We start from the raw sequence: 13,067 nt of genomic DNA, 5'->3' as shown, positions 1-13,067 counted from the left end.
GCGCCGCACGGGGCCACTAACCCGGCGTGACGAGCCCGCTTTCGTACGCCAACACGACTGCCTGGGCGCGATCGCGCAGATCGAGCTTCGACAGCACCTTCCCGACATGGGTCTTGACGGTCTGCTCGGCGACGAACAGCCGCTCGGCGATCTCGACGTTGGACAATCCGCGGGCGATCAGTTCGAGGACCTCGCGCTCACGCGGGGTCAGGGCGTCCAGCGCTGCGGGCCGTGCGCGCGGGGCCGCCCGCCGGCTGGTCACATCGGCAATCAGACGCCGAGTCACCGTCGGCGCCAGCAAGGCCTGCCCTTCGGCAACGACGCGTACCGCCCGAATCAGTTCCTCAGCCGGTGCGTCCTTGAGCATGAACCCGCTCGCTCCGACGCTCAGGGCCTCGTAGACGTAGTCGTCGATGTCGAAAGTGGTGAGCATGAGGACTCGCACCGGCGGTTCCCATCCGGCGGACAGAATCTGGCGGGCAGCGTCGAGTCCGTTCATCTCGGGCATGCGAACATCCATCAAGACCACATCCGGACGCAATCGCGCGACCTCGGCGACGGCGATCTTGCCGTCCGGCGCATCGCCGATCACGCTGATGTCGGGCTGGGCGGAGAGTAGGGCTCCGAACCCTTGTCGAACCATCGCCTGGTCGTCTGCGATGAATACTGTGATGGGCACTCGGACAGCCTAGGCGGGCATCGACGGCAACTCGGCCCGGACCTCGAACCCTCCGTCCTCGCGCCGGTTTGCCAACAGCATGCCGCCCACCGCCGAAGCCCGCTCACGCATTCCGCGGATTCCGTTGCCACCAGTGGTTTCCGACGCCGAGTGCTGATTGCCACCCAATGGCGAAGGTCCGTTGTTCACGAGCGCGCTCACCGATTGCGGACCGAAGGCCACGGCGACCTCGATGGGTCCGCCTGGCGAATGCCTGGCCGCGTTGGTGATCGACTCCTGAATGATCCGGTAGAGCGCAAGGCCCGTGGATTCCGAGACCGACGCTCGATCGCCGTCGACTCGCCACGATACCGGCAAACCGGCACGGGTACTGCCGAGCAACAGTTCGTCCAACTGGTCGACGCCCGGTTGTGGAGCCGTCACCACGGTGTCCCCGTCGCTGCGCAGGACTCCGAGGAGGCCGCGGATCTCGTTGAGCGCTGCTCGCCCTGTCTCACTTATCGATTCGAATTCGGTTCGGATCTCCGGAGTGACTGCATCGAGTCCGTACGGCGCACTCTGAGCTTGCACGACCACCATCGACATGTGGTGGGCCACGATGTCGTGCAAGTCGCGGGCGATCCGCGCCTTCTCCTCGAGGATCGTGCGTCGAGTGCGTTCGAGTTCACTGACTTCCTCCTGCTTGGCCAACTGGCGGCGCGAGAGGACCAACCAGCGGATCAACAGGCAGAAGACGACCAGGGCACTCAGCCCGACAGCCCAACCGGCGCCGTCGCTTCCCGGGGCGTTGCCGAGGAAGAGCAGCACCGTGGCGATCCAGGCGACACCGACAACCTGAATGGGCGCCCGCAGACTCACTGCGGCCAGCAACGACATCAGCACGATGATGTGGACGACCTGCCACGGGTAGTCGTAACCGGGAGTGTTGTCGAACACCAACGGGATGATCAACGCCGAGACCGCCGACACCGCCCACCCCAACGGAGCGTTGATCCGGATCAGGACGAACGGAAATGCAGCCAAGGCGGCGACGAAGGGCATGATCGGCGGCGAAACATGATGCGTCAGTTGCAGTGTCGGCCAGGCAATCGAATAGAGGATCAGAGTGATCGCTACGATGACGATGTTCCAGAACTGACCGCGGGCCACGAAACTGGTTGCCCGACGAACTTTCTCCGAATGAACGACCGCCCCGTCGAGGCCGGACAGCATCGACCCGGCGGTGGCGTATGTCGGCGCGGGCACATCCGGTGCACCCTTGTTCTTCCTACGGACCTTGATCACTCGTCAAGCCTATGAAGGCGAACCCCGAAAGTCCTCATACTGCAGAGTGAGATCCCCCTACCTCCGAGGTATCACAGGGGAGGGAATTCTCACCCGAATGCGCGTCGGAGAACCCCTCCACAGAGCGATGACCGCCAGGATTGTCCGTTCATAGCGTGAACGGCATGCGGATCACACGGGTGAAAGACATCTCTCGAAGCGCCGGCACCTGGGCGGCCCTGGCGCTGGCTGCAACGGCAGCGATCACGGTCACTGCCGGAGCGGGCGGAGCCCAGTCGCCGCGCACCGAGAATTCGAACGCATCCAGGGCGATCGCCACCGTGACTACTGCGGATGCCGCTGACGCTGCGACCAGCATCCCGGCGGACTTTGCGGCATTCGCCGGTTACACCCCCGCCGTCGTCGACGGATACCTCGCCAATCCCCACGGCGACTGCTCGTCGCCGGTCCCACTTCCCGACGAATTCGACTCGGCCTGCAAAGCGCACGATCTCGGCTACGACCTACTCCGCTACGCGCATTCGCACGGAACGGAACTGGGGCCGTGGGCACGTCAGGTCCTCGACGGTCAGCTCGACCAGCGAATGCATGCCGCGTGTGAAGACCGCACGTCCTTTCTCTCACGAGGGTATTGCTTCGCGATGGCCGATGTAGCCGTCACGGCTGTGAACGGAAACTCCTGGCGCCAAAGCTATCTGACGCCGGTCGCGGAATCGGGATTCGGTTACGGCACGGCCGGTGTTCTGGCAGTCTCCGCCTTCGGCTTCACCCTGATGCGATCGCGGCGCCTCGACCCGTCGAACGAGTTCTCCTACTCCCCGAAAGCGATTGCAGCATGAGCGTTCTGAATGCGTCACGGACCCCCGTCCTCGCCCGAGTCGGGGCGCTCGCACTCCCCCGCGTGTCCACGAGCGTCGCCGTGGCAGCGATGTCCGCCATCTCGCTGGCTCCCGGACTCCTGCCGCGATCAGCCGTACTACAAGGGGTGTTCAGCGGTCTGCTCGTCGCGGCCGGACTACTGGCGACGTGGGCGTTCTCCGCGGTAGCCCGTCGGCTCGTCCCCGACCGGGTCAAGGCCCGATTCGACGAACGTCATTGGCGCATCACCGCGTTCGGGTTGTCGACTGCCGGCACCGCAGTTGCGATGTTCGCCGCCGCCGGTTGGCAGAACTCGTTGCGAGCGGCGATGGGCGCACCGTCTGCCGGACTTCTCCACTGGGCGGAGGCGGGTTGCATTGCAGCACTGACCGCACTTGGTCTCTGGGGCATCGGGATCGGAATTTCGAAGGCGCTGCGGTGGATGGGTTTCGCGCGGAGCGTCGGCGCACTGGTCATGGGTGTTCTCGGGGTGCAGTTGGTAGTCGGTCCCGTCGTGTGGAACGGCCTCGCCGATTCGTTCGACAAGTCCAACGCGTACATCGACACTGCTCTGACACAGCCACTTTCGGCCTCCGCGACAGGCAGCCCCGAATCTCTCATCTCGTGGACGTCGATGGGGGCGGAGGGACGCAAATTCGTCGCAGCAGGCGAAGACTCGGTGCGTGTCTACGCCGGTTTGGATTCGGCACCCGACACTGCATCACGTGCCGCTCTCGCGGTGAGCGAACTCGATCGCGTCGGCGGCTTTGCCCGCAACAGCGTCGTAGTGGCCGTTCCGACCGGATCGGGGTGGATCGACACGCATGCAGTCGACGGTATCGAGCAACGGTTCGGCGGCGACGTCGCAATAGTCGGGCAGCAATACTCCGACGCACCCAGTTGGGCGACATTCCTGTTCAGCCGCGACGACGCCGAAGAATCGGCAACCGCTCTGTTCACCGCCGTCGGCAGCCACATTGCCGCTATGCCCGCCGAGGATCGACCGGACCTGTTCCTCTACGGACAGAGCCTCGGCGCCGTCGGCGGCAGCGCCGCACTGACCGAGGCTTTGTCCGAGGGCAGTCCCACCACCGCGTGCGACGTGTTGTGGGCCGGTCCCCCGGCCGGCGCGACACGAACGGACGGCGCAACCGTCCTCGCGAACACTTCCGACCCGGTGGTGTGGTGGTCGCCTGCCCTCGCGACACAGAAACCGGATCTGAGCCGTGCCGTGCAAGATGCACCGATCCCGCAGTGGATCCCGGGTGTCATGTTCTTGCAGACCACGGTCGACATGCTCGGTTCGCTCGGTGTCCCCGCCGGTCACGGCCATCGCTACGGAACCGATCAGGGGACGGCCCTGAGAACTTGCTCCTGAAACTGCTGTGCGCCTTTATTAACCGCGGGGGGTTGATAAAGGCGCACAGCAAACAGGTCAGACTGCAGTCGCGATCGGGCCGCGAGCTGCTTCGTAGGCCGCACCGACACGGTAGAGGCGCTCGTCAGCCATGGCGGGCGCCATGATCTGCAAGCCCACCGGCAGGTTGTCGTCCGCGGACAGGCCCGAGGGCACCGACATCGCGCAGTGTCCGGCCAGGTTGGTCGGCAACGTGCACAGGTCCGAGAGGTACATGGCCAACGGATCGCCGACCTTCTCCCCCAACTTCCACGGCGTGAACGGGCTGGTCGGCGAGACCAGTACGTCCACCTTCTCGTAGGCCTTGTCGAAATCGCGCGCGATGAGCGTACGAACCTTGAGCGCCGAACCGTAGTAGGCGTCGTAGTAGCCCGAGGACAGTGCGTAGGTGCCGATCATGATGCGGCGCTTGACCTCCGGACCGAAACCGGCAGCGCGGGTTGCCGCCATGACCTGGTCGGCACTCATGTTGCCGTCGTCGACACGCAGTCCGTAGCGCATGGCGTCGAAGCGAGCCAGGTTGGACGAGACCTCACTGGGCAGCACCAGGTAGTACGACGCGAGCGCATGCTCGAAGCTCGGGCACGAAACCTCGACAACTTCGGCGCCCAAAGCCTTGAGTTGCTCGACAGCAGCGTCGAAGGAAGCGATGACGCCGGGCTGGTAGCTGTCGGAGTGAAGTTCCTTGACCACACCGACTTTGACGCCGCGCAGGTCGCCGGCTGCACCTTCACGTGCCGCAGCGACCACCGGACGCACGGGGGCGTCGATGGACGTGGAGTCACGCGGATCGTGCCCGGCGATGACCTCGTGCAGCAGAGCGGTGTCGAGCACGGTGCGGCCACAGGGACCGCCCTGATCGAGCGAGGACGCGCACGCGACGAGTCCGAAGCGTGAGACAGTTCCGTACGTCGGCTTGGTTCCGACCGTCGCGGTGACCGCAGCGGGCTGACGGATCGAACCGCCGGTGTCAGTGCCGATGGCCAGCGGGGCCTGACGGGACGCGAGCGCCGCTGCGCTACCGCCGCCCGAGCCACCGGGGATGCGGGTGACGTCCCACGGGTTACGCGTCGGGCCGAAGGCCGAGTTCTCGGTCGAAGAGCCCATCGCGAACTCGTCGAGGTTCGTCTTGCCGAGGATCGGGATGCCGGCAGCGCGCAGCTTGGAGGTCAGAGTCGCGTCGTACGGCGCGACCCAGCCTTCGAGAATTTTCGACGCACAGGTGGTCGGCATGTCCGTCGTGGTGAAGATGTCCTTCAACGCGATCGGAACGCCGGCGAGTGCCGAAGCTGGTTCGTTTCCGCCTGCGAGCGAGTTGTCCACTGCTGCGGCGGCTTCGAGAGCCTGTTCGCCTGCAACGTGCAGGAAGGCGTGGTACTCGGTGTCGACGGCCGCGATGCGGTCGAGATGCGCCTGCGTGACCTCTACGGAGGACACCTCACGCGAGTGGATCTTGCCGGCAAGCTCAGCGGCGTCCAGCGTGGTCAGATCGGTCATTCGCCCTCTCCAAGGATCTGCGGAACCGCAAAGCGATCCTGTTCGACTGCGGGTGCTCCGGACAATGCCTGCTCGGGGGTCAACCCGGGCACGATCACGTCGGGGCGCGTCACGTTGGTGACGGCATTGGGATTCGCCATGGGCGGGACGTCGTCGGCCGCAACCTCGGTGACCACCTTGACGTGGTTGAGAATCGAATCCAACTGACCGGCGAACTCGTCGAGTTCGGCATCGGACAGGGCGAGTCTGGACAGCCGCGCGAGGTGCGCGACCTCGTCACGGGAGATGGCAGGCACCGCGGGGCCCCTTTCGGAAGAGGACGTGAACATTGCCGGTCCAGCCTAGTTGCTCGCCGCGACAGACCTGTAAGCACGCCCGCTGTATCGAACGACGAGCACGCTCACTGTGTCGATCGCCACGCCGAAAGCCCGCAGTGTGTTTCGCTCGTGTGACAAGCATGTGCATCTGGCGTGACGCCGCCGCGGCGCCCACCATCGCAGGTTGGGCAAGTGCAAAGATGAGTCAGGCCCGGGTCGACGTGATCCGGGCGAGAACCGATCAGCGAAAGGCACGCACGTGTCGTACCTGCTTCGCGTCCAACTGCCCGATCGACCAGGCAGCCTCGGCGCGCTCGCCGTAGCTCTCGGATCCGTGGGCGCAGACATCCTCTCCCTCGACGTCGTGGAACGAGGTGACGGTTTTGCCATCGACGACCTCGTGGTCGACGTCGAACCGGGCGCGCTGCCCGACACCTTGATCACCGCTGCCGAGCATCTACCGGACGTGCTGGTCGATTCGATCCGCCCCTACGCCGGGATTCTCGACACTCACCGTGAGCTCGAACTCATAGATTCCGTTGCGACGGCCCGAAACGATCGACTACAGGTCCTCGTCGACGGCGCGCCGCGTGTACTGCGAGTCGGCTGGTGCGTCGTCGCGGACATCGGCAAGCACGGTGCGTACCGCGTCGTCGGTAGCGCCGGCGCGCCGGAAACCCACGCCACCGACATTCCGTGGATGCCACTGGACAAGCCCACCGCCCTCGACGGCGAGGCCGACTGGGTTCCGGACGTATGGCGCGACATGAACACCAGCCTCGCTGCCGCACCTCTCGGCTCCGGCAATCGAGTCCTCATGCTCGGTCGTCCCGGTGGGCCCGAATTCCGCCCTTCGGAGATAGCCCGCCTCGGCTACCTCGCAGGAATCGTGGCGACGGTACTGGGTTGACCAGGCTGGCTGATCAGGCCAGGCCGCGAACCATGACGGTCAGTTCCATACCGCGAATCGGCTCCCACGCCCGCTCGGGATCGGGGACGAAACCGTTGCGGTCGTAGATACGACGGGCATCGACCATCTCGGGCTGCGTCGAGATGACCACCGAGTGATCGCCGCGGTCGTAGGCTTCGGCGATCACTGCGCGAACCAATGCGGTTCCGGCGCCCGATCCCCGAGCTTGCGGCGAGACTGCGAGCATGCGGAACTCGAGTTCGCCCTTCTGCGCAACATCCGCGAAGGGCGTGCCGGGTTCTGCGATCGTCAACGAGCCCACGACTTCGTCACCGAGAACCGCAACCAGCACCCGGCCCTGCTCCACCCGAGTTGCGGTGTCTCGCAGGCGCTCCGCGTACGGCGATCCGCCGGCGACAAATCCGCCACCCACGTACGACTGCACAGTCAGCTCCCCGACGGTCTCGAACTCAGCCGGTAGAACTTCACGAATCTCGATCATGGCGTCACTATCGCACCCAGCACACCAATCTCAGAAATCGGACAAAGTCACTCTGGTTCGTCCAAATCGGTGGGAGCGACCGCATCCGGGCCATCTTCGAGCAACCGCCGAAAGCCGTCTTCGTCGAGCACCGGCACACCCAATTCGACCGCCTTGTCGTGCTTGGAACCGGGTGCTTCACCGACGACGACAAACGCAGTCTTCTTCGAGACCGACCCTGCCGCCTTGCCGCCGCGCACCAGAATCGCTTCCTTCGCCTGATCACGTGAGTAGGTCTCGAGCGAACCGGTGACGACGATCGAGAGGCCCTCGAGATTGCGCGGAATCGAATCGTCGCGTTCGTCCTCCATGCGTACTCCGGCCGACGCCCACTTGTCGACGATCTGCTGGTGCCAGTCGACGGAGAACCACTCCACGACGGCGGCGGCGATAGTCGATCCGACGCCGTCGACTGCAGCCAACTCGTCGACCGAGGCTTCCCGAATGCGTTGCAGCGAGCCGAATTCGCCGGCCAACGCCCTCGCGGCAGTGGGGCCGACGTGCCGAATCGACAGTGCCACAAGCACTCTCCACAGCGGCTTGTCCTTGGCCGAATCCAGGTTGGCCAGCAAGCGTTTTCCGTTGGCGGACAGGGATCCCGCATTGGTGCGGAAGATCGGAACTTCGATCAGTTTCTCGGCGTCGAGTGAGAAAAGATCGCCCTCGTCGCCGATGACCTTCGCCTCCAACAGCCCGGTCGCGGCCTCGTAACCGAGCACCTCGATGTCGAATGCACCGCGCCCCGAGACGTGGAACACGCGCTCGCGCAACTGCGCCGGGCAGTACTGCTGATTGGGGCATCGCACGTCGACGTCGCTCTCTTTCGCGGGTGCCAACAACGTGCCGCACTCGGGACAATGCGTCGGCATGACGAACTCGCGCTCGGTACCGTCACGAACGTCTGCCACGGGACCGAGAACCTCGGGGATGACGTCTCCGGCCTTGCGCAACACCACGGTGTCGCCGATCAGCACACCCTTGCGCTTGACCTCCGAGCCGTTGTGCAGCGTGGCCAAGGACACAGTGGAACCCGCCACCGTGACGGGTTCCATGTACGCGAACGGCGTCACACGACCCGTACGTCCGACACTGACCCGGATGTCGAGGAGCTTGGTCGTGACCTCTTCCGGCGGGTACTTGTACGCGATAGCCCACCGTGGTGCGCGCGACGTGGTGCCCAGACGTCGATGTAACGACATCTCGTCTACCTTGACCACCAATCCGTCGATCTCGTGCTCGACGTCGTGGCGGTGCTCTCCCCAGTACTTCATCTTCTCGACCACGGCGTCGGCGCCGACCACCCGTGAGGTGTGCGTGGACACCGGCAGACCCCAGGCGGCGAGGGCCACGTAGGCGTCGTACTGCGAGGCCGGCTCGAAACCTTCCATGCGCCCGAACCCGTGGCAGATCATTCCGAGGCGGCGACGCGCGGTGACGGCAGGATTCTTCTGACGCAGGGAGCCCGCCGCGGAGTTGCGCGGATTGGCGAACGGCGCCTTCCCCTCCTCCACCAGGGAGGCATTGAGTGCTGCGAAGTCCTCGAGGCGGAAGAACACCTCGCCACGCACCTCGAGCAGGCTCGGAATCGGGTACTCGTCCGTGGCGGTAAGGCGCTCCGGGATGTCGTTGATCGTCAGAGCGTTGAGCGTGACCAGCTCGCCCGTACGACCGTCACCGCGGGTTGCGGCACGAACGAGTTTGCCGTTCTCGTAGACGAGATTGAGGGCGACACCATCGATTTTCACTTCACAGAGATAGTGCAGTTCCGGCCCGGTTTCCTGCTCTACCTTGGCGATCCATGCTCGGAGCTCCGACTCGTCGAAGACGTTGTCGAGGCTGAGCATCCGCTCGAGGTGGTCGACGGACGTGAAGTCCGTCGCGAATCCGCCACCGACGAGTTGCGTCGGAGAGTCGGGAGTTCGCAGATCCGGGTACTGCTCTTCGAGAGCATTGAGCTGCCCGAGCAATGTGTCGAATGCACCGTCCGAAATGACGGGCGCATCACGAACGTAGTAGCGGAACTGATGCTGGCGTACCTCTTCGGCCAGCTCCGTCCACTGCTCGCGCGCCTCGTTGGGCGCTGGCTGCATTGCATCCGCGGTTTCAGTCACAGCTAGAAGATTATCGGTTCACACCGACACACCACACGACTCCACATCTGAACGCACACACTAGAACGCCGACGGATCGTCCACCAATGCCTTGCCGACGTCTGTACACAGCCGAAGGGCGGCACGAGCCCAGTCGAGGTTCGCACCCGAAAGACCGCAACGCGGAGTGACCGCGACCTGGGTCTGCAGGAGTTCACGAGAGAAGCAGAGACGATCTACCAGTGTGACGGCGGGCATCGCACACTCTTTCCACGTCACCGGCTTTTCCGGCTCCACGGACGGAACCAGACCGAGCGCCAATTCCTTGCCGGCGTCGAACAACTGGCCGATACCGTCGAGATCGCGTGAGCCGATGAGCGACATGTCGAAGCTCACGCCGAACGCCTGGCTTCGCCTCAGTAGATCCCACGGCATGTCTGTGCCGCAACTGTGGACGATTGTGGGCAGTCCGCAACCGCTGATCGTCGAGTCGAGTACGGCGAGTGCCTCGGGTTCCGGCAGTGCCGGAACGCTCTCCATCTTGGTGCGCCCAGGCAGCGAACCGGCCAGAACTGCCGCGATCTGCGGCTCGTCCAACTGAATCACCACTGCGGCGCCGGTGCGGCGAGTGACCTCGGCCGCATGACGCGCGAGACCCTCACCGAGTGATTCTGCGACGTCGCGGAGCGCACCGCGGTCGACGAGAACTCGCGAACCGTTTGCGACTTCGATCTCGGCGCCGAGTGTCAGCGGGCCGGCGACTTGGAGCTTGACGACGTGGTCTTCGCCGACCAAGCGCGCTGACTCCCAGGCTTCCTCGAGCGCGTCGAGATCCTGATTCAGAAAGTCCTCGGCTCGCTTCGCGACATTGCCCCTCCGAGGCACGACTCGATAGGCACGGGTCGAGGCGTCGAGGTTGATATCGACCAGAATTGCCCCCGCCCGGCCGACCATGTCAGCGCCGAGTCCGCGGCTCGGCAACTCCACCAGATGCGGGAAACCACCCAGCTCGCCGAGGATGGTTGCGGCACTTTCGCGGGCATCCGTGCCCGGCCAGGATCCGATTCCGGTGACGAGACCACCGATGGAAACCTGCTGCGTCACAGTGTGTTCGGCTCGGATTCGGTACCCGAGATGGTGCCACTGCCGAGGACCTGGTCACCCAGTTCGCGGTCGGGGCGATACAACACGACGGCCTGTCCCTTTGCGACGCCGGTCAGTGGTTCGCGCAACGAGATCGAGATACCGCCGCTTGAAGTACCGTCGTCGACGGCCTCCGCAACGGCCTGCGCCAGTCCACCGTGCGCACGAACCTGCACCATGCATTCGACGGGGCCCTCCGGCGCCTGGCCCGAGGTCCAGATCGCACGCTGCGCCGAGATGGCCCAGACGTCGAGATTCTTGGCCGAACCCACTCGGACCGTTCCGGTTTCGGGCTCGATCGCGGTCACGTACCGCGGACGGCCGTCACCCGCCGGACCTTCGACGCCGAGACCCTTGCGCTGTCCGATCGTGAAGCCGTGTACGCCGTCGTGTGCAGCGAGGACCTCACCCGAATCGGCATCGACGACGCTTCCCGGACGAACGCCGATGCGCGCACCCAGGAATGCTCGGGTATCGCCGGTCGGGATGAAGCAGATGTCGTGGCTGTCAGGCTTGTTCGCCACAGCCAGACCGCGCTCGGCGGCTTCCTCGCGGATCTGTTCTTTCGGTGTGTCACCGATCGGGAACATCGCTCGCGAAAGCTGATCAGCCGTCAGCACACCGAGGACATACGACTGGTCCTTGTCCGCGTCGACCGCCCGGCGCAGGACGCCGTCTTCGAGGCGCGCGTAATGACCGGTCGCCACGGCGTCGAAGCCGAGAGCGACTGCACGGTCGGCGAGTGCGGTGAACTTGATCTTCTCGTTGCAGCGCAGGCACGGATTGGGGGTCTCACCCGCTGCGTACGACGCCACGAAGTCGTCGATCACGTCTTCCTTGAAGCGATCGGCGAAATCCCAGACGTAGAAGGGTATTCCGAGAACGTCGGCGGCGCGCCTGGCGTCGCCCGCATCTTCCTTCGAGCAGCATCCACGCGAACCCGTCCGCAATGCGCCCGGCGCCGTGGACAACGCAAGATGAACGCCGACGACGTCGTGTCCGGCGGCGACAGCGCGGGCGGCGGCGACAGCGGAGTCGACACCTCCGCTCATGGCTGCGAGTACTCGCATCAGCGATCCCCTCCACGCGAACCGGCACCGGCAAGACCGGCGGCCCGAGCGCGCTCTACTACTTGTGGAAGCGCCGCGATGAGCGCGTCCACATCGGTGACACTCGACGTATGTCCGAGCGAAAATCTCAGTGAGCCACGCGCGACGGGCGATTCGACGCCCATCGCAATCAAGACGTGGCTGGCCCTGGCCACACCGGCGGTGCAGGCCGAACCGGTGGAACATTCGATACCGGCAGCGTCGAGCAGCATCAGCAACGAATCGCCCTCGCAACCGGGGAAGGTGAAGTGCGCGTTACCGGGAAGCCGATCGGAACCGGTCGGGCCGTTGAGCACCGACTCGGGAAGGATCTCCAGGACCCCGTCGATCAAACGGTCACGCAGCTTCGCCAATTCCCTTGTGCTCGAATCGAAGTTCGCGACATTCGCGCGCAGCGCCGCAGCCATCCCGACAACTCCCGCGGTGTCCGGCGTCCCCGAACGCAGATCACGTTCGTGTCCGCCGCCGTGAAGGAGCGGCACACAGGGAACCTGGCGTCCGAGCAGAAGCGCGCCGACGCCGTGCGGACCACCGAACTTGTGCGCCGCGATGCTCAGCGCGGCCAATTTGCTCGCCGCGAAATCGACCGGCAATTGTGCAACTGCCTGAACCGCGTCGCTGTGCATCGGAATCTCGAACTCAGCCGAAATCTCCGCCAACTCCACGATCGGCATGATCGAGCCGACCTCGTTGTTGGCCCACATCACCGTCACGAGTGCTACCTCGTCGGCGTGGACGGAAAGCTCGTCACGCAAGGTCTGCGGGTCGACGACACCGTTCTCGTCGACCGGCAACCACGTCACGCGCGCGCCCTCGTGCTGCTCGAGCCACTCGACGGCGTCGAGCACAGCATGATGCTCGACGGAGCTGGCCAGGATGCGAGTGCGTCGCGGGTCTGCGTCACGGCGAGCCCAGTAGATGCCCTTGACCGCGAGATTGTCGCTCTCGGTGCCTCCGGAGGTGAAGATGACCTCCGACGGCCGCGCACCCAGGCTGGCGGCGATCGATTCGCGCGATTCCTCGACGCGGCGCCGGGCCGCACGGCCGGAGCCGTGCAGCGAGGACGCGTTGCCCACGGTTTTGAAGGTATCGGTCATCGCCTCGATAGCGGCTGCCGACATCGGAGTCGTGGCGGCATGATCGAGGTACACCGGAAATCCGGCGTGGGCACTGTGTGCAGGCAGAGTCATGGCTTGACAAGGATAGCCCAGCACGAGAGTTC

Annotated in this window: 12 protein-coding genes; 3 read left to right on the top strand and 9 right to left on the bottom strand. The window is 64.9% G+C overall.

The genetic code is table 11. The annotated features are described in order from the left end of the window. Positions 1-16: 16 nt before the first annotated feature. Positions 17-679 carry a response regulator gene (locus A0W34_RS11600; protein WP_007729374.1) on the bottom strand — a complete coding sequence of 221 codons (663 nt, stop codon included), beginning with the start codon at positions 677-679 and terminating at the stop codon, positions 17-19. Between the two features lie 9 nt (positions 680-688). Next, on the bottom strand, positions 689-1,963 hold the full coding sequence (locus A0W34_RS11595) for a sensor histidine kinase (protein ID WP_081557706.1): 1,275 nt from the start codon (positions 1,961-1,963) through the stop codon (positions 689-691). Between the two features lie 164 nt (positions 1,964-2,127). Between A0W34_RS11595 and A0W34_RS11590 the strand changes: the two genes are divergently transcribed. Then, positions 2,128-2,802 (top strand): hypothetical protein, encoded by a 675-nt coding sequence (locus tag A0W34_RS11590; protein WP_081558791.1) that lies wholly within the window; start codon positions 2,128-2,130, stop codon positions 2,800-2,802. Further along, entirely contained in the window at positions 2,799-4,199 is a 1,401-nt protein-coding gene (locus tag A0W34_RS11585; protein WP_081557705.1) for an alpha/beta-hydrolase family protein, read from the top strand. Before A0W34_RS11590 ends, A0W34_RS11585 begins: the two co-directional genes overlap by 4 nt. A 57-nt stretch (positions 4,200-4,256) precedes the next feature. Here A0W34_RS11585 and gatA read toward each other — a convergent pair whose 3' ends face one another. Both gatA and gatC read right to left on the bottom strand, forming a co-directional pair. Next, positions 4,257-5,735 (bottom strand): Asp-tRNA(Asn)/Glu-tRNA(Gln) amidotransferase subunit GatA, encoded by a 1,479-nt coding sequence (gene gatA, locus A0W34_RS11580; protein WP_007729384.1) that lies wholly within the window; start codon positions 5,733-5,735, stop codon positions 4,257-4,259. Further along, positions 5,732-6,031, bottom strand: a complete 300-nt coding sequence (gatC, locus tag A0W34_RS11575) for an Asp-tRNA(Asn)/Glu-tRNA(Gln) amidotransferase subunit GatC (RefSeq protein WP_003944747.1) — start codon at positions 6,029-6,031, stop codon at positions 5,732-5,734. The genes gatA and gatC overlap by 4 nt, the downstream gene beginning before the upstream one ends. A 280-nt stretch (positions 6,032-6,311) precedes the next feature. On the opposite strand from gatC, the gene A0W34_RS11570 reads away from it, so the two are divergent. Beyond that, entirely contained in the window at positions 6,312-6,962 is a 651-nt protein-coding gene (locus A0W34_RS11570; protein WP_003944719.1) for an amino acid-binding protein, read from the top strand. A 13-nt stretch (positions 6,963-6,975) separates the two neighbouring features. Here the strand turns inward: A0W34_RS11570 and A0W34_RS11565 are convergent, their stop codons facing one another. The 5 genes from A0W34_RS11565 to A0W34_RS11545 all read right to left on the bottom strand — a co-directional run bounded on the left by A0W34_RS11565 (position 6,976) and on the right by A0W34_RS11545 (position 13,035). Continuing rightward, complete coding sequence (locus A0W34_RS11565) at positions 6,976-7,464, bottom strand: GNAT family N-acetyltransferase (protein WP_003944764.1); 489 nt, start codon at positions 7,462-7,464, stop codon at positions 6,976-6,978. A 47-nt stretch (positions 7,465-7,511) separates the two neighbouring features. Further along, positions 7,512-9,593: an NAD-dependent DNA ligase LigA gene (gene ligA, locus A0W34_RS11560; RefSeq protein WP_442971948.1), complete on the bottom strand. Its 2,082-nt coding sequence runs from the start codon at positions 9,591-9,593 to the stop codon at positions 7,512-7,514. Between the two features lie 81 nt (positions 9,594-9,674). Then, entirely contained in the window at positions 9,675-10,697 is a 1,023-nt protein-coding gene (locus A0W34_RS11555) for a methionine synthase (RefSeq protein ID WP_081557703.1), read from the bottom strand. After that, positions 10,694-11,806, bottom strand: a complete 1,113-nt coding sequence (mnmA, locus tag A0W34_RS11550; RefSeq protein WP_064688982.1) for a tRNA 2-thiouridine(34) synthase MnmA — start codon at positions 11,804-11,806, stop codon at positions 10,694-10,696. The genes A0W34_RS11555 and mnmA overlap by 4 nt, the downstream gene beginning before the upstream one ends. Beyond that, entirely contained in the window at positions 11,806-13,035 is a 1,230-nt protein-coding gene (locus A0W34_RS11545; RefSeq protein ID WP_073512980.1) for a cysteine desulfurase family protein, read from the bottom strand. Before A0W34_RS11545 ends, mnmA begins: the two co-directional genes overlap by 1 nt. Between the last annotated feature and the right edge of the window lie 32 nt (positions 13,036-13,067).

Source organism: Rhodococcus sp. BH4 (assembly GCF_002079265.1).
GTDB classification, from domain to species: domain Bacteria; phylum Actinomycetota; class Actinomycetes; order Mycobacteriales; family Mycobacteriaceae; genus Rhodococcus_F; species Rhodococcus_F qingshengii.
This window is presented reverse-complemented; position numbering and strand designations above follow the sequence as displayed.